Origin of the sequence: Amycolatopsis sp. NPDC051371 (assembly GCF_040682155.1) — a bacterium.
GTDB lineage: Bacteria > Actinomycetota > Actinomycetes > Mycobacteriales > Pseudonocardiaceae > Amycolatopsis.
On record NZ_JBFBAG010000013.1, the window covers coordinates 24,969 to 40,884 of the forward strand.

The 15,916-nt window shown below is 69.9% G+C and carries 16 protein-coding genes; 12 read left to right on the forward strand and 4 right to left on the reverse strand.

The window, feature by feature from the left end:
- Positions 1 to 11 precede the first annotated feature (11 nt).
- Positions 12 to 893, forward strand: a complete 882-nt coding sequence (rfbA, locus tag AB0M59_RS17870) for a glucose-1-phosphate thymidylyltransferase RfbA (protein WP_364616037.1) — start codon at positions 12 to 14, stop codon at positions 891 to 893.
- Here rfbA and AB0M59_RS17875 read toward each other — a convergent pair.
- The 3 genes from AB0M59_RS17875 to htpX all read right to left on the reverse strand — a co-directional run bounded on the left by AB0M59_RS17875 (position 890) and on the right by htpX (position 4,233).
- Complete coding sequence (locus AB0M59_RS17875; RefSeq protein ID WP_364616039.1) at positions 890 to 2,200, reverse strand: NtaA/DmoA family FMN-dependent monooxygenase; 1,311 nt, start codon at positions 2,198 to 2,200, stop codon at positions 890 to 892. The genes rfbA and AB0M59_RS17875 overlap by 4 nt on opposite strands.
- A gap of 1 nt (position 2,201) precedes the next feature.
- Positions 2,202 to 3,296, reverse strand: a complete 1,095-nt coding sequence (locus AB0M59_RS17880) for an LLM class flavin-dependent oxidoreductase (RefSeq protein WP_364616042.1) — start codon at positions 3,294 to 3,296, stop codon at positions 2,202 to 2,204.
- 85 nt (positions 3,297 to 3,381) lie between these two features.
- On the reverse strand, positions 3,382 to 4,233 hold the full coding sequence (gene htpX / locus AB0M59_RS17885) for a zinc metalloprotease HtpX (protein ID WP_364616488.1): 852 nt from the start codon (positions 4,231 to 4,233) through the stop codon (positions 3,382 to 3,384).
- A 135-nt stretch (positions 4,234 to 4,368) separates the two neighbouring features.
- Between htpX and AB0M59_RS17890 the strand changes: the two genes are divergently transcribed.
- Both AB0M59_RS17890 and AB0M59_RS17895 read left to right on the forward strand, forming a co-directional pair.
- Positions 4,369 to 5,337: a YncE family protein gene (locus AB0M59_RS17890; protein WP_364616044.1), complete on the forward strand. Its 969-nt coding sequence runs from the start codon at positions 4,369 to 4,371 to the stop codon at positions 5,335 to 5,337.
- 40 nt (positions 5,338 to 5,377) lie between these two features.
- Positions 5,378 to 6,253 (forward strand): LLM class F420-dependent oxidoreductase, encoded by an 876-nt coding sequence (locus AB0M59_RS17895; protein ID WP_364616047.1) that lies wholly within the window; start codon positions 5,378 to 5,380, stop codon positions 6,251 to 6,253.
- A 55-nt stretch (positions 6,254 to 6,308) separates the two neighbouring features.
- Here the strand turns inward: AB0M59_RS17895 and AB0M59_RS17900 are convergent, their stop codons facing one another.
- Positions 6,309 to 6,677 (reverse strand): YrdB family protein, encoded by a 369-nt coding sequence (locus tag AB0M59_RS17900; protein WP_364616050.1) that lies wholly within the window; start codon positions 6,675 to 6,677, stop codon positions 6,309 to 6,311.
- Between the two features lie 199 nt (positions 6,678 to 6,876).
- Here AB0M59_RS17900 and AB0M59_RS17905 point away from each other — a divergent pair, with 199 nt between their 5' ends.
- The 9 genes from AB0M59_RS17905 to rfbC are packed head-to-tail and all read left to right on the forward strand — an operon-like array spanning position 6,877 to position 15,916.
- A complete protein-coding gene (locus tag AB0M59_RS17905; protein ID WP_364616053.1) occupies positions 6,877 to 8,109 on the forward strand; it encodes a class I SAM-dependent methyltransferase in 1,233 nt (410 codons plus the stop codon).
- 1 nt (position 8,110) lies between these two features.
- The gene (locus AB0M59_RS17910; RefSeq protein WP_364616056.1) at positions 8,111 to 8,902 is read left to right on the forward strand and encodes a glucose-1-phosphate cytidylyltransferase; all 792 of its coding nucleotides are present in this window, start codon (positions 8,111 to 8,113) and stop codon (positions 8,900 to 8,902) included.
- A complete protein-coding gene (locus tag AB0M59_RS17915; RefSeq protein ID WP_364616059.1) occupies positions 8,899 to 9,546 on the forward strand; it encodes a PIG-L deacetylase family protein in 648 nt (215 codons plus the stop codon). Before AB0M59_RS17910 ends, AB0M59_RS17915 begins: the two co-directional genes overlap by 4 nt.
- 4 nt (positions 9,547 to 9,550) lie before the next feature.
- On the forward strand, positions 9,551 to 10,570 hold the full coding sequence (locus AB0M59_RS17920) for an SDR family oxidoreductase (protein ID WP_364616062.1): 1,020 nt from the start codon (positions 9,551 to 9,553) through the stop codon (positions 10,568 to 10,570).
- On the forward strand, positions 10,570 to 11,850 hold the full coding sequence (locus AB0M59_RS17925) for a DUF4910 domain-containing protein (protein WP_364616065.1): 1,281 nt from the start codon (positions 10,570 to 10,572) through the stop codon (positions 11,848 to 11,850). The genes AB0M59_RS17920 and AB0M59_RS17925 overlap by 1 nt, the downstream gene beginning before the upstream one ends.
- A gap of 5 nt (positions 11,851 to 11,855) precedes the next feature.
- The gene (locus AB0M59_RS17930; protein WP_364616068.1) at positions 11,856 to 13,238 is read left to right on the forward strand and encodes a hypothetical protein; all 1,383 of its coding nucleotides are present in this window, start codon (positions 11,856 to 11,858) and stop codon (positions 13,236 to 13,238) included.
- A gap of 7 nt (positions 13,239 to 13,245) precedes the next feature.
- On the forward strand, positions 13,246 to 14,190 hold the full coding sequence (locus tag AB0M59_RS17935; RefSeq protein ID WP_364616071.1) for a glycosyltransferase family A protein: 945 nt from the start codon (positions 13,246 to 13,248) through the stop codon (positions 14,188 to 14,190).
- A complete protein-coding gene (locus AB0M59_RS17940) occupies positions 14,187 to 15,371 on the forward strand; it encodes a polysaccharide pyruvyl transferase family protein (protein ID WP_364616074.1) in 1,185 nt (394 codons plus the stop codon). Before AB0M59_RS17935 ends, AB0M59_RS17940 begins: the two co-directional genes overlap by 4 nt.
- Positions 15,368 to 15,916: a dTDP-4-dehydrorhamnose 3,5-epimerase gene (gene rfbC / locus AB0M59_RS17945; RefSeq protein ID WP_364616077.1), complete on the forward strand. Its 549-nt coding sequence runs from the start codon at positions 15,368 to 15,370 to the stop codon at positions 15,914 to 15,916. Before AB0M59_RS17940 ends, rfbC begins: the two co-directional genes overlap by 4 nt.

A 15,916-nucleotide genomic window follows, 5' to 3' on the forward strand; every position in this document is an offset into this window, starting at 1 on the left:
GGAGGCAGTTCATGAAGGGCATCGTGCTGGCCGGAGGCAGCGGGACACGCCTGCACCCGATCACCCAGGCGGTGTCGAAGCAGCTGCTGCCGGTCTACGACAAACCGATGGTCTACTACCCGATCTCGGTGCTGATGCTGGCCGGGATCCGCGAGATCCTCGTCATCTCCACCCCCGCCGACCTGCCGATGTTCCGCAAGCTGCTCGGCAACGGCGACCAGTTCGGCCTCTCGTTCTCCTACGCCGAGCAGCCCAGCCCGAACGGTCTGGCCGAGGCCTTCGTGATCGGCGCGGACTTCATCGGCGACGACGACGTCGCGCTCGTGCTCGGCGACAACATCTTCTACGGCCAGGGCTTCTCCGGCCGTCTGCAGCAGGCCGTGCGCGACCTCGACGGCTGCGTCCTGTTCGGCTACCCGGTGAAGGACCCCGAGCGCTACGGCGTCGGTGAGGTCGACGCCGGCGGCAAGCTGGTGTCCATCGAGGAGAAGCCGGCGAAGCCGCGCTCGAACAAGGCGATCACCGGGCTGTACATCTACGACAACGAGGTCGTCGACATCGCCCGCGCGCTGAAGCCGTCGGCGCGCGGTGAGCTCGAGATCACCGACGTCAACCTCGCGTACGTGCGCCAGGACCGGGCGTCGCTGGTCGACCTCGGCCGCGGCTTCGCCTGGCTCGACACCGGCACGCACGACTCGCTGCTCGAAGCCGGGCAGTTCGTGCAAGTGCTGGAGCACCGCACCGGCGTACGCATCGCGTGTCTCGAAGAAATCGCGCTGCGAATGGGCTTCATCGACGCCGACGAGTGCTACGCGCTGGGCGAGAAGCTGGCGAAGTCCGGCTACGGCGACTACGTGAAGGCCGTCGCCGTAGCCGCGGGAGCTTCGGCCTAGAACAGCTGCTCGCGCAGGGTCGTCCCGGTGTATTCGGTCCGGAACACCCCGCGTTCCTGCAGGTGCGGAACGACCTTGTCGACGAACTCGTCGAGGCCGCCCGGCGTCAGGTGCGGCACGAGGACGAACCCGTCGGCCGCGTCGGACTGGACGTACTCGTCGATCGTCGAAGCCACCGTCGACGGAGTGCCGACGAACTGCTGGCGCGCGGTGGCCTCGATCACCAGCTCGCGGATCGAGAGCTTCTTCTCCTCCGCGAGCGCCCGCCACTTGCGGGCGAGCGCGAGCTGGTCCTTCTCGTGCCGGACGCGGCCCCAGGTCAGCGGCTCGGCGCCCGGGTCGGGGTCGACCTCCGGCAGCGGGCCGTCGACGTCGTAGTCCGACAGGTCTCGGTTCCACACCTGCTCGAGGAACTGGATCGCGGTGGCCGGCCGGACCTGCTGGAGCCGGATCTCGCGCGCGTGCTCCTCGGCCTCGGCGTCGGTGTCGCCGAGGACGAACGTCGCGGCCGGCATGATCAGCAGCTCGCCGTGCTCGCGGCCGTACGCGGCCAGCCGCCGCTTGACGTCGTGGAAGAACGCCTGGCCGTCCTCGAGGGTGCCGTGCCGGCTGAAGATGACGTCGGCGGTCTTCGCGGCGAACTCGCGGCCTTCGTCGGAGTCGCCGGCCTGGATGACGATCGGCTGCCCCTGCGGCGTGCGCGGCAACGTGAACTCGCCGTGGATGTCGAACTTCTGTCCACTGTGGACAAACTTGCCGGGGTCGCGGGCGAAGACGCCGTTCTCCTTGTCCCCCACCAGGGTGCCGGGCTGCCAGCTGTCCCACAGCTCGCGCACGGTGGCCAGGAACTCCTCGGCGCGCGCGTAGCGGTCCTCGCGCTTGAGGAAGCCGCCGCGCCGGAAGTTCTTGCCGGTCCACGCGTCCGGCGACGTCACGACGTTCCACGCCGCGCGGCCGCCGGAGAGGTGGTCGATGCTGGCGACTTGGCGAGCGACCTCGTAGGGCTCGTTGAACGTCGACGACAGCGTCCCGGCCAGGCCGAGGTGCGTGGTGACGGCGGACAGCGCGGCCAGCACGGTGGTCGTGTTGGGCCGGCCGACGACGTCGGAGTCGAGGATCTTGCCCGCGTGCTCGCGCAGCCGCAGGCCCTCGGCGAGGAAGAGGAAGTCGAACTTGCCGCGCTCGGCGGTCCGGGCGAGGTGCTCGAAGGAGGCGAAGTCGATCTGGCTGCCCGACGCCGGGTCGCTCCACACCGTCGTGTTGTTGACGCCGGGGAAGTGCGCGGCGAGCTTGATCTGCTTGGTCATCTCAGGCTCCCGGGGTGACGGCGTAGGCGTTGACGGCCCGGCCGAGGCCGAGGTGGTCACACAGGGTCGGGCCGCGGTAGCCGTCCCGGAACGCGCCGGCCGCGCGCAACGCCGGGACGACCTCACCGGCGAGCAGGTCGAGGTCGTCGGGCAGGACGGCGGGCCGCAGGTGGAACCCGGCGACGCCGGTCTCGGCGGCCCAGCGGGGCAGCTCGGCGGCCAGCTGGGCGGGCGTGCCGACGAACGACAGGCCGACGGGCTCGAACGGGACCAGGGCGTCCAGCTCGTGCTGCCGGTCGCGGGCACCCTGCTCGGTCTCGGCGAGCACGATCGACACCGTGGCCAGGACCTTGGCGCCGGGGAACCGGACGGCCGCGGCGCGGACGGCGTCGAGGTGGTCCGCACGGGTGATGACCAGGTCGGCGCCGACCGCGTGCGGCGAGTCGCCGTAGATCGCGGTCACCGGGTGGCCCTGCGGCGGCCGCGGGGTGATCGACGGGCCCTTCACGCTGAAGAAGCGGCCCTCGAAGTCGACGTAGTGCAGCTTCTCCCGGTCGATGAACCGGCCGGTGGCGGCGTCGCGGACGATCGCGCCGTCCTCCCAGCTGTCCCACAGCCGGGTGATGACGTCGAGGACCTCGGCGGTCTCGGCCTCCCCGTCCTGGGGTGACGGAGCCGCGCGACGGCCGAAGTGCGCGGCCTCGGCACCGGTCAGCGACGGCACCGCGAGCACGCCGGCCCGGCCGCGGCTCGCGTAGTCCAGGGTCGCGACCGACGTCGAGACGTGGAACGGCTCGGTGTGCGTGGTGGTAACCGTCGGAACCAGGCCGATCCGGCTGGTCGCCGGTGCGAGAGCGGACAAGGTGAGCAGCGCGTCGAGACGCCCGCGCACGACCCCTTCGCCGCCGGACTGCAGCGCCCGAGAGTCGTCGAGGGTGACGAAGTCGAGCGAAGCGGCTTCGGCCAGCTTCGCGTACCTCAGGTAGTGGCCGGAGGTGAACAGCGCGGCGGGCTCGGCCGCGGATACCCGCCAGGCGGCCGGGTGGAACCCGGCCCCGTCGATGGCGACGCCCAGGTGCAGCTCTGCGGAGACCATGCCGGGAAAACTCCGCGGGCGGGAAGCGGATTCCCGCTCCCACCAGTTGGGAAGGCTGAGCTTTCACGTGAAAGCTCCGGCGGGGTCAGAACTGGCGGCGGGCGATTTCCTCCAGCCGCGCGATGCGGTCGGCGATCGGCGGGTGCGTCGAGAACAGCTTGCTCAGGCCCTCACCGGGGCGGAACGGGTTCGCGATCATCAGGTGCGACTGCGACACCAGCTGCGGCTCGGCGACCAGCGGCCGCGCCCGCGTCCCGGCCTCCAGCTTCCGCAGCGCCGAGGCCAGGCCCAGCGGGTCGCCGGTCAGCTCCGCGCCGGACGCGTCGGCCTGGTACTCCCGCGACCGGCTGACGCCCATCCGGATGACCGCCGCCGCGATCGGGCCGACGAAGATCAGCATCAGGCTGACCAGCGGGCTGCCGTCGCGGTTGTTGCCGCCGAAGAACAGCGCGATGTTCGCGAGCACGCTGATCACGCTGGCCAGCGCGCCCGCGACGCACGAGATGAGGATGTCGCGGTTGTAGACGTGGGACAGCTCGTGGCCGAGCACGGCCCGCAGCTCGCGCTCGTCCAGCAGGTCGAGGATGCCGGTGGTGCAGCAGACGGCCGCGTGGCGCGGGCTGCGGCCGGTCGCGAACGCGTTGGGCGCGACCGTCGGGCTCAGGTAGAGCTGCGGCATCGGCTGGCGGGCGACGTGGGCGAGCTCGCGCACGATCCGGTACATCGCCGGCTGCTCGACCTCGGACACCGGCCGGGCGTGCATCGCGCGCAGCGCCAGCTTGTCCGAGTTGAAGTACGCGAAAGCGTTCATCCCGAGGGCGATGACCAGGCCGATGACCAGGGCGCCCCGGCCGAACAGGCCGCTGATCGCGATGATGATCGCCGACAGCAGGCCGAGCAGCATCGCCGTCTTCAACCCGTTCTGGTGCCCGTGCACGCGCGCTCGCCTCCGTCCGCTCATTCCCCCTGGTTACCCACTGGAAACAACGCGATCGGGCGACGCGAAGTTCCTTCACGTGATGATGGCGCGGGTTAGGCTCGGCAGGCGAGTTGATCACGAGCGGAGGCGCCGATGCGAGGTCGCCCGATAGGCCGGAGAACCCTGTTCGCCCTGGTCACGGCCAGTGCGGGGGCCCTGGTCCTGCCCGGGGTCGCGCGGGCGGAGGACGTCCGGTCGATCGAGCTCGGCGGGGCGCCCACCGCGGTCACGGTGAACCCCGTCACCGGGCTCGTGTACGTCACGGATCCCGAGGCCGGCACGGTCACGGTCATCGACCCGCGCACCGCTTCGGTCGGCGCGGTGATCAGCGTCGGCGGCGCTCCCGGTGACGTCGCGGTCGACGCGAAGGCCAACCGGATCTACGTCGCGAACCCGCCGGCCGGCACCGTCGTCGTCCTGGACGGGCGCACCCACGACCTGGTGAGCGTGATCGGCGCGGGCGCCGGCGCGTCCGCGCTGGCCGTGGACGAGCAGGCCAACCGCGTCTACGCGGCCAGCGGCCGCACCGGCACGCTGGCCGTGCTCGACGGCGTCAGCTGCACACTCGCCGCGCTCGTGCCGGGCCCGAAACCGAGCCTCGGCGGGATCGCGGTCGACTCCGGCCGCAAGCTGGCGTACTGCGCCAGCACCGGCACGGACTCCCTGGAGGTGTTCTCGATCGACAGCGGGAAGTTCGTCGCCAGCGTGCAGGTCGGGGCGCGGCCGACCGCCGTCGCGGTGCACGCCGAGAGCGGTTCGGTGTACGTGGCCAACTCCGGCATCCACCACATGTCCATTGTGGACGCGGCGACCCGCACGGAGCGCAAGACCGTGTTGCTGCGCAGCGAATCTTCCGCGCTGGCCGTACACCAGGGCACGAACACGGTGTACACCAACGGCGGCCAGAACGGGCTGAGCCGGATCGACGGCGCGAGCGGGACGCTGACCGGCGAGCTGTCGCTGGGCGTCAACCCCGGCGACGTCGCGGTCGACCAGCGCACGCACACGGTGTACGTCACGGATCCCTTGCACGGCAGGGTGTCCCTCGTGCGCGATTTCTGAAGTACGCAGCTGGGGTAACTCCAGGTATACCGTCGACACCATGAAACTCGGACTGCAGATCCCCGACTTCACCTGGCCGAACGGGGCGTCCGCGCTGGGCGCCGAACTGGCCGCCGTCGTCCGCACCGCCGACAACGCGGGCTTCGACTCCATCGCCGTGATGGACCACTTCTTCCAGATCGGCGGGGTCGGCCCCGTCGAAAACGACATGCTCGAGGCGTACACGACCCTCGGCTTCATCGCCGCGCACACCGAGCGCGCCAAGCTCCTGACCGTCGTCACCGGCGTCCTTTACCGCCACCCGGGCCTGCTGGCCAAGGCGATCACGACGCTGGACGTGCTGTCGGGCGGCCGCGCGATCCTCGGCATCGGCGCGGGCTGGAACGAGGACGAGTCCCGCGGGCTCGGCTTCCCCTTCCCGCCGGTCGCGGAGCGCTTCGAACTGCTGGAGGAGAACCTCCAGTACGTGCTGCAGATGTGGGCCGACGGCGACGAACCGTTCAAGAGCAAGCACTTCGACGCGTCGCGCCTGCTGAACGTGCCGCAGGCGCTGTCGGAGCCGCGCCCGCCGATCATGATCGGCGGCGGTGGCGAGAAGAAGACGCTGCGGCTGGTCGCCAAGTACGCCGACCAGTGCAACCTCTTCAACAGCCCCGAGCTGGAGCACAAGCTCGACGTCCTCAAGCAGCACTGCGAGAACGAGGGCCGCGACTACGGCTCGATCACGAAGACCGTCTACCACATCCTCGACATCGGCGAGAACGGTGAGAAGACCGGCGAGCTGCTCAAGGAGCTGGAGCGGCTGAACGGGCTCGGCATCGACGTCGCCCTCGGCATGGTCCCGCACGTCCACAACCCGGCGGTGCTGGAGAAGTTCGGCACCGACGTCATCCCGGCCGCCGAGCAGATCGGCTGAGCAACTTCCGATCGGCACCTTGCCCGAGCCCTCTCCGCCGTTCGGCGGGGAGGGCTCAGCCGTCTTTGGCGACCGCCCGCGTGAGGGCCGCGATACCGATGCCCACCACGGCGAGCGCGATCCCCGTGACCGGCCACCCGACCAGCACGAGCACCACGCCGGTGGCCGCGAACAGGGCGAACTCCACCAGGAACCGGGCCGGTTCGCCGAGCCGGCGGCGGGCCCGCGGGGCGATGAACAGGCCCCAGATCGCGGCGGCCACCAGCGGCAGCAGGACCGCGTCGACGATCGCCAGCGCCACTCCGCTGCCGAGCTGGGTGCCGGCCAGTGCCAGACCGCCCAGCAGGGCCAGCTCCGTCAGGAAGCGGACCGTCAGCACCACGCCCGCGACCCCGCTCAACCGGGGACCCGTTTCCGAAGTCATCCGGCCAGCCTAGGACCCCGGTCCACTGTGGACGTTACGGGTCCGGGCGGGCACCGTCCGTGATCTCTGCCACATTCCCGCGACCCAGGTTGCGGTTCCGAATCGGTCCACCAGGCCGCCACGCGTCGCTGTAACGACGATCCACCCCTGCTCGACGTGTTAAGCGCATATCGCGACCGCGAGCCAAGGAGCCTGGTAGATGACCACATGTCGACTCTGCGGTTCGACAAACACGGCCGGCGTCGTCGACCTCGGCGCGACTCCCCCGTGTGAGCGATTTTTGACCGCCGAGCAGCTCGACGAACCGGAAGCCACCTTCCCGCTCCACCTCAAGGTGTGCACCGACTGCTGGCTCGCCCAGATCCCCCCGCTGATCGATCCTGACGACACCTTCACCGAGTACGCCTACTTCTCGTCGTTCTCGACGTCGTGGGTCGAGCACGCGAAGCGCTTCGTCGACGGCTCCGTCGAGCGGCTGGGGCTCGACGAGAAGTCGTTCGTCGTCGAGGTCGCCAGCAACGACGGCTACCTGCTCAAGCACGTCGTCGGGCACGGCGTCCGGTGTCTCGGCGTCGAACCTTCGGTGAACGTCGGGCAAGCGGCGCGGGACGCCGGCGTGCCCACCCTGACCGCCTTCCTCTCCGAGGAAACCGGCCGTCAGGTGCGCGAGGAGCACGGCCCGGCCGACCTGGTCGCCGCCAACAACGTCTACGCGCACATCCCCGACGTCCTGGGCTTCACGAAGGGCCTGCGTGCCCTGGTCGCCGACGACGGCTGGGTCTCCATCGAGGTCCAGCACCTGCTCACGCTGATCGAGAAGAACCAGTACGACACGATCTACCACGAGCACTTCCAGTACTACACGGTCGAATCCGCGCGCCGGGCCCTCGCGACCGGCGGCCTGACCGTCGTCGACGTCGAGCTCGTGCCGACGCACGGCGGGTCGATCCGGCTGTGGGCGCGTCCCGACGAGGTGGCGGGCGAGCCCAGCGAGCGGATGACCGACGTCCTGGAGCGCGAAAAGGCCGCCGGGCTGCACGAGCTGTCCGGGTACACCGAGTTCGCCGAGCGCGTCACCCGTGTGCGGCTGGACCTGCTGAAGTTCCTCATCGAGGCGCGCAACGACGGGAAGACCGTCGTCGGCTACGGCGCCCCGGGCAAGGGCAACACCCTGCTGAACCACTGCGGCATCCGGACGGACCTGCTGCAGTACACGGTCGATCGCAACCCGTACAAGCACGGCCGGTTCACCCCGGGCACGCGCATTCCCGTGCTGCCCCCGGAGCGGATCGAAGCCGACCGGCCCGACTACGTGCTCGTCCTCCCGTGGAACCTCCGGGAGGAACTGACCGAACAGCTGTCGTTCGTGGGTGCCTGGGGCGGCAAGCTCGTGTTCCCCATCCCCCGCCTGGAAATCGTCGAGGTGTCTTGAAGTGAAGGTCGTTCTCTTCTGCGGTGGCTACGGGATGCGGATGCGCAACGGCGCGGCCGACGACGTCCCCAAGCCGATGGCGATGGTCGGACCGAGACCGCTCATCTGGCACGTCATGCGCTACTACGCGCATTTCGGCCACACGGAGTTCATCCTGTGTCTGGGCTACGGCGCGGCGCACATCAAGAACTTCTTCCTGAACTACCAGGAAACCATTTCCAACGATTTCATCCTGCGGGGTGGTAAGGCGGAGCTGCTCTCGACCGACATCGCCGACTGGACGATCACCTTCGTGCAGACCGGCATCGAGTCGCCGATCGGTGAGCGCCTGCGCCGCGTGCGCGACTACCTCGACGGCGACGAAATGTTCCTCGCGAACTACGCCGACGTCCTGTCCGACGTCCCGCTGCCCGACATGATCGAGCGGTTCTCGAACACCGACGCCGGCGCGTCGATGATGGTCGTTCCGCCGCAGTCGTCGTTCCACTGCGTTGAGATGGACGAAGGCGGCATGGTCGGCTCGATCACCGCGGTCAGCGAAATGCCGCTGTGGGAGAACGGCGGGTACTTCGTGCTGCGGCAGGAGGTCTTCGACCACATCCCGGAGAACGGCGACCTGGTCGCCGACGGCTGCGGCGAGCTGGCCAAGCGCGGCCGGCTCCTGGCCTACCCGTACCGCGGGTTCTGGAAGCCGACCGACACGGTCAAGGAGCGCGCGGCGCTCGACGACGCGTACACGCACGGCAAGAGGCCCTGGGCGCTCTGGGAGCAGCCCGTCGCGAGCACCGCGTGATCGGGCTCCGGCCGGGACGGCTCGGCGGCGTCGTCGCCCTCGGCGCGCACTGCGACGACATCGCGATCGGCGCCGGCGGCACCCTGCTGACGCTGTGCGCGTCGCGGCCCGGCCTGAAGGTCGACGCGCTCGTCCTCTCCGGCGGCGGCACGCCCCGCGAGGACGAAGAGCGGGCGGCGCTCGCGGCGTTCTGCCCGGGCGCCGAGCTCGACGTCACGGTGCTGAAACTGCCGGACGGGCGCTTCCCGGCGCACTGGGAAGAGGCCAAGAACGCGCTGGAGGACCTGCGGCGGCGGACCGACCCGGACGTCATCCTGGCGCCGCGCACGGACGACGCCCACCAGGACCACCGCGGGCTCGCGAAGCTGGTGCCGACGACGTTCCGCGACCACCTCGCGCTGGGCTACGAGATCGTCAAGTGGGACGGCGACCTCGGCAGCCCGTCGGTGTACCAGCCGCTCGACGACGACGTCGCCGAATCGAAGGTCCGGCTGCTGCAGGAGCACTACGCGTCGCAGCGGCACCGCGGCTGGTACGACCGCGAGGCGTTCCTCGGCCTGGCGCGGATCCGCGGGATCGAAGCGGCCGCGAAGTACGCCGAAGCGTTTTTCGTCAAGAAACTCACTCTCGATCTGAAGGGCTGATCCGATGCGGGTGTTGCTGACGGGGCACAAGGGCTACCTGGGGACGGTGATGGCCCCGGTCCTCGCCGCCGCCGGTCACGAGGTCGTCGGCCTCGACTCGGGACTGTTCGAGGACTGCCTGCTCGGGCCCACGCCGGCCGACCCGGCCGGAGTGGCCGTCGACCTGCGCGACGTCACCGTTTCGCACGTCGAGGGCTTCGACGCGGTGATCCACCTGGCCGCGCTGTCGAACGACCCGCTCGGCTCGCTCGCGCCGGAGCTGACCTACGACATCAACCACCACGCGTCGGTGAAGCTCGCGAAGCTGGCGAAGGAGGCCGGCGTCGGGCGGTACCTCTACGCGTCGACCTGCTCGGTGTACGGCGCGGGCGGTGCCAACCTCGTCAACGAGGACGCGCCGCTGAAGCCCGTGACGCCGTATGCCGAGTCGAAGGTGCGCGTCGAGGCCGACGTCCACGAGCTCGCCGACGACGACTTCACCCCGGTCTACATGCGCAACGCGACCGCGTTCGGCTACTCGCCCCGGCTGCGCGGCGACATCGTGCTGAACAACCTGACCGCGCACGCGCACCTGTCCGGTGAGGTCCTGGTGCTCTCCGACGGCACGCCGTGGCGGCCCCTGGTGCACGCCCAGGACATCGCGCGCGCGTTCACCGCGGCGCTGACCGCGCCGAAGGAGGCCGTGCACAACAAGGCCTTCAACATCGGCACCGAGGACAACAACGTCACCGTCGCCGAGATCGCCCAGGAGGTCGTCGAGGCCGTGCCGGGCTCGACGCTGAACATCACCGGCGAGGCCGGCGCCGACCCACGCTCGTACCGGGTCGACTTCTCGCGCTTCCGCTCGGCGATCCCCGGCTTCACCTGCGAGTGGTCGGTCAAGGACGGCGCCGTCGAGCTCATCGAGGCCTACCGCAAGTTCGGGCTGACCCGCGAGTCGTTCGAGAAGCTGTTCACCAGGCTCGCCTGGCTGCGCAGCGAGGGCGAAGCCGGCCGCGTCGACGACACCCTGCGGCGCCACTAGTGGCAGGCCCGCAGCTGCGGACCGGGGCGGAGCTGCACGCCCTCGTCGAGCGGCTGTACCCGATCTGCCGCAGCATCACCGGCGACGGCGTGCGGCAGACCCTGGACATCATCGGCGAGCACATCGCGCTCGAGCGGCACGAGGTCCCGACCGGCACCGCGGTGCTGGACTGGACGATCCCGCAGGAGTGGAACATCCGGGACGCGTACGTCGCGTCTCCGTCGGGTGAGCGGGTGATCGACTTCCAGGAGTCGAACCTGCACGTCGTCGGGTACAGCGTCCCGGTGCGGCAGCGGATGCCGCTCAGCGAGCTGCGGGAGCACCTTCACACGCTGCCGGACCAGCCGTCGTGGGTGCCGTACCGGACCAGCTACTACGCCCCGGCCTGGGGTTTCTGCCTCGCGCAGGAGAAGCTCGACGCGCTGCCCGACGGCGAGTACGACGTCGTCATCGACTCGACCCTGGCGGACGGTTCGCTCACCTACGGCGAGCACGTCGTCCCGGGCCGCGTCACCGACGAGGTCATCGTGTCGTGCCACGTCTGCCACCCGTCGCTGGCCAACGACAACCTGGCCGGCATCGCGGTGGCCGTCTCGCTGGCGCAGCAGCTGGCCCTTTCCCAGCCGCACTACACGTACCGGTTCCTGTTCATGCCGGGGACGATCGGCTCGATCACGTGGCTGGCGCGCAACTCGTCGCGGATCGAAAAGGTCAAGCACGGGCTCGTGCTGGCCTGCGCGGGCGACCCGGGATCGTTGACGTACAAGAAGTCCCGCCGCGACGACGCCGAGATCGACCGCGTCGTGCAGCACGTGCTGCGCACGCGCGAGCACCGCGTTGTCGACTTCTCGCCGTATGGCTATGACGAGCGCCAGTTCTGCTCACCCGGCTTCAACCTCGGCGTCGGCTCGCTGACGCGGACGCCGTACGCGGGTTACCCCGAGTACCACACCTCGGCGGACAACCCGAGCTTCGTTTCGCCGGCGGCCATGGAGGACACGCTCGGCGCGCTTCGCGACGCGTTCGGCGTACTGGACCGCAACCGCCGGTACGTCAACCTCAGCCCGTACGGCGAGCCGCAGCTCGGCAAGCGCGGGCTGTACGACTCGCTCGGCGGCCGCAGCGACGCCAAGGAAGCCCAGATGGCGATGCTGTGGGTGCTCAACCTCTCCGACGGCGAGCACTCGCTCCTGGACATCGCCGAGCGGGCCGGGCTCCCCTTCGACATCGTCGACGTCGCGGCGCGCGCCCTGCACGACGCCGGCCTGGTCAAGGAGTGAGCGACGTGGCCAACCATCGCCGGGCCTCCGGCTCGCTGCTCCGGAACGGCGCCGTGCGCGCCATGGCCGGACGGCTGAGCTGGGGCCTCGGCGACCAGGCGGTGTCGAGCCTGACGAACTTCGCGGTCGGGCTGTACGTGGCTCGTTCGCTCGGGACGTTCGCCTTCGGCATCTTCAGCCTCGCCTGGGTGACGTACGGCGTGGTGCTGAACGTGTCGCGCGGCCTGGCCACCGACCCGTTGATGGTGCGGTTCAGCGCGGTGCCGGAGGACCGCTGGCGCCTGGGGGTCGCCAGCGCCTCCGGCACCGCGATCGGCGTCGGCTGCGTGACCGGGGTGATCAGCCTGGTCGCCGGGCTCGCTGCGGGCGGCCCGCTGGGCAGCGCGTTCGTCGCGCTGGCCGTCGTGCTGCCCGGGCTGCTGCTGCAGGACGCCTGGCGGTTCGCGTTCTTCGCGCGCGGTGCCGGCAAGAAGGCATTTATCAACGACTGCGTCTGGGGCGTGGCGCTGCTCCCGGCGTTGTTCGTCGCCGCCCAGATCCACACGGTGGTCGCGTTCGTGCTGGCCTGGGGCCTCTCGGGCGCGGTCGCGGCCCTGTTCGGCGGGTTCCAGACCGGCATCCTCCCCCAACCCCGCGAAGCGCTGGGCTGGTTCCGGCAGCAACGCGACTTGAGCGTTCGGTACCTCGTCGAGAACGTCAGCAACAGCGGCGCTTCGCAGCTGCGCGCGTACGGCCTCGGCGCGATCGCCGGCATCACGGCCGTCGGCGCGGTCCGCGGCGCCGAGCAGCTGCTCGGCCCGTTCCTGGCCCTGCTCATGGGGCTGTCCCTGGTCACCGTCGCCGAGGGCGCGCGGGTCCTCAAGCGGGCGCCGCACCGGCTGAAGCACTTCTGCGTGATCCTCGGCGGCGGCCAGGCCGCCGCCGCGCTGTGCTGGGGCCTCGGCCTGCTGCTCCTGCTGCCCGACAGCGCCGGCCGCTGGGTGATGGGTTCGGTGTGGGACTCGTCGTCCCCGCTGATCCTGCCGGTCACCCTCGCCGTGGTCGGCGCGAGCTTCGCCACCGGCGCCGCGGCCGGTCTCCGGGCTCTCGGCGCCGCCCCGCGGAGCCTGCGGTCCCAGCTGATCGCCTCCCTGTTCTACGTCACGTTCGGCATCACCGGAGCCTTCCTGGGTGGCGCGGCCGGGTCCGCGTGGGGGGTCGCGACCGCGACGCTCACCGGCTCCGTCGTCTGGTGGTGGCAGCTGCGGCTCGGGCTGCGGGAGTACGTGCCGCCGGGACCCGACGACGCCGGGGTCAACGAGACCACGGTGGTCTTCGCGCCGATCCGGGAAACGATCAACGAGATCACCGTGGTCTTCGAGCCGATCAAAGAGCCGATCAAGGAATGAGGACTCCATGACCACCGTCCCGCGGCTGAGCCTCGGCCTCCCGGTGTACAACGGCGAGGAGTACCTCGCCGAGTCGCTGGACGCCCTGCTCGGCCAGACCTACGAGGACTTCGAGCTGATCATCTCGGACAACGCCTCCACGGACGGCACCGACGAGATCTGCCGCCGCTACGCCGAGAAGGACTCCCGGATCCGCTACGTCCGGCAGCCGAAGAACATCGGCGCGACCCCGAACCACAACTACGTGTTCGACGTGTCCCGCACCGAGCTCTTCAAGTGGGTCTCCCACGACGACCTCTACGCCCGCGACCTGCTCAAGCGGTGCATCGAGGCCCTCGACGAGCGCCCGGACGTCATCCTCGCCCACTGCGACCAGGCCATCATCGACGGCGACGGCCGCATCGTCCAGCCGCTCGAGTACACGCTGGACACCGCCTCCCCGCACGCCCCCGACCGCTTCCGCAGCATCCTGTTCGAGCCCGGCGGCGACGACTTCTACGGCGTCATCCGCGCCGACGTCCTCCGCCGCGTCAAGCCGCTCGACAGCTACCACCACGCCGACCGGACCTACTCCGCCGAGATGGCCCTGCACGGCCCGTTCCACCAGGTGCCCGAGCTGCTCTACTTCCGCCGCGACCACCCGAACCGCGCGGAACGGGCCAACCCGACCATCCGGAGCCGGTGCGCAAATCTGGACCCGCGGCGCGCGAACCGGCTCCGGAACCCCACCGTCCGCCTGCTCGGCGAGTACGTCTACGGGTTCGCGGACCTGATCCGGCGCGCGCCGATCTCGGCCGCCGACAAGCGCGAGTGCTTCGCGCACCTCGGCAGCTGGCTGACCAACCGCGCGAAGTCCGGCCACGGCGAGCGCGTCGAGGACCGCGCGCCGACCGCCTCCGACGTCACCACGGTCAACACGATCGTGGCCGGCCGGGAAGGCAGGCTCGCGTGAAGCGTGCCCCGCGCGTCGGCGTCTTCGGCCTGCTCGGCTCGGGGAACCTCGGCAACGACGGTTCCCTCGAAGCCGTGCTCGGCTACCTGCGCACCGAGCACCCGGACGCCGTCCTGACCGGCCTGGTGGGCGGCCCGGACATCGTCCGCGAGCGGTACGGCGTCGACACCACGCCCCTGCACTGGAACCAGGCCGAGTACGAGACGGCGTCCGGCCTCCGGTCGATCGTCCTCAAGGGACTCGGCAAGCTGGTCGACATCGGCCGCACGGCCGCCTGGGTCCGCAAGCAGGACGTCGTCATCGTGCCCGGGATGGGCGTCCTCGAAGCGACGCTTCCGTTGCGTCCGTGGGGTTTCCCGTATTCGCTGTTCCTCCTCTCCGCCACCGGGCGGCTCTTCGGCACCAAGGTCGCACTGGTCAGCGTCGGCGCCAACGAAATCAGTGCGCGGGCCACGCGGGCACTCGTCCGCTGGTCCGGCCGGCTCGCCGCGTACCGCTCCTACCGCGACGACATCTCCCGCGACGCCATGCGCGCCATGGGTGTCGACACCAGCCGCGACGAGGTCTACCCCGACCTCGCGTTCTCCCTGCCCACTCCGGACGCCGCCGGTGCACCGGGCACCGTCGGCATCGGCGTGATGGCCTACTACGGCGGCAACGAGGACCGCGCCGACGGCGACCGCATCTACCGCCACTACGTCGACACGATGAACCGTTTCGTCGCGCGGCTCGTTGACCAGGGCAGACCCGTCCGGCTGTTCATCGGTGATCAGATCGACCGGCAGGTCGTCGACGAGATCATCGAGAAGACCGCTTCCCCGCTGGTGACGGCGGCTTCGGCGGAGACCCTGGGCGAGCTGATGCACGAAATGGCGGCGGTGGACAGCGTGGTGGCCACGCGCTACCACAACGTGCTCTGCGCCCTGAAGGTCGCGAAACCGACCGTTGCGATCGGGTACGCGCCGAAGAACGACGTGCTGATGGCGGAGATGGGTCTCGACGGATTCACCCAGCGGGCGAAGGATGTCGACCTCGACCGGCTCGTCGAGCAGTTCACCGAGCTCGAAAACCGTTCGCCGGAACTGCACCAGACCCTGGCGGAACGGAACGAGAACAACGTACAACGGCTCAAGGACCAGTTCGCCGCCCTTTCGGCGGCCCTCTTCGGGGGTGCGCGATGAAGGCCATTCCGGTACCCGAGATCGAAGGTGTGTACCTGTTCGAACCGACTCCGCACGGTGACGAGCGCGGCTTCTTCAGCCGGACGTTCGACCGCGAGGTCGTCGCCTCCGTGGGAATCGACCCGGACGGCTTCGCCCAGGACAGTCTTTCCCGGTCCCGCAAGGGAGTCGTCCGCGGGATGCACCTGCGTGGCGGGGCCGGCGAGGCGAAGCTGGTGCGGTGTTCGCACGGCGCGATCTTCGACGTCGTCGTGGATCTCCGACCGGATTCCCCGACGTTTCGCAAAGTGAAAACTTTCGAACTTTCCGGTGAGACGCAGGTTTCCGTGTACATCCCGGCGGGGTGCGCGCACGGATTCCAGTCACTCACCGATCCATCGGATGTTTCGTACCGTATCGATCGGGCACACGATCCGTCCGAAGACATCACAATTTCGTACAAAGACCCAGAATTGGACATTTCGTGGCCACTGCCGGTCACAATGGTCAGTGACCGGGATGAGCGCGCGCCGTCTCTCGGAGAGGCGTTGAAACCAACGAGGTGA

What these genes read in the sequence shown, in the direction of transcription:
- rfbA (WP_364616037.1), top strand. Translation starts at nt 12, where the DNA reads ATGAAGGGCATCGTGCTGGCCGGAGGCAGCGGGACACGCCTGCACCCG.
- AB0M59_RS17875 (WP_364616039.1), bottom strand. Translation starts at nt 2,200, where the DNA reads ATGACCAAGCAGATCAAGCTCGCCGCGCACTTCCCCGGCGTCAACAAC.
- AB0M59_RS17880 (WP_364616042.1), bottom strand. Translation starts at nt 3,296, where the DNA reads ATGGTCTCCGCAGAGCTGCACCTGGGCGTCGCCATCGACGGGGCCGGG.
- AB0M59_RS17890 (WP_364616044.1), top strand. Translation starts at nt 4,369, where the DNA reads ATGCGAGGTCGCCCGATAGGCCGGAGAACCCTGTTCGCCCTGGTCACG.
- AB0M59_RS17895 (WP_364616047.1), top strand. Translation starts at nt 5,378, where the DNA reads ATGAAACTCGGACTGCAGATCCCCGACTTCACCTGGCCGAACGGGGCG.
- AB0M59_RS17900 (WP_364616050.1), bottom strand. Translation starts at nt 6,677, where the DNA reads ATGACTTCGGAAACGGGTCCCCGGTTGAGCGGGGTCGCGGGCGTGGTG.
- AB0M59_RS17905 (WP_364616053.1), top strand. Translation starts at nt 6,877, where the DNA reads ATGACCACATGTCGACTCTGCGGTTCGACAAACACGGCCGGCGTCGTC.
- AB0M59_RS17920 (WP_364616062.1), top strand. Translation starts at nt 9,551, where the DNA reads ATGCGGGTGTTGCTGACGGGGCACAAGGGCTACCTGGGGACGGTGATG.
- AB0M59_RS17935 (WP_364616071.1), top strand. Translation starts at nt 13,246, where the DNA reads ATGACCACCGTCCCGCGGCTGAGCCTCGGCCTCCCGGTGTACAACGGC.
- rfbC (WP_364616077.1), top strand. Translation starts at nt 15,368, where the DNA reads ATGAAGGCCATTCCGGTACCCGAGATCGAAGGTGTGTACCTGTTCGAA.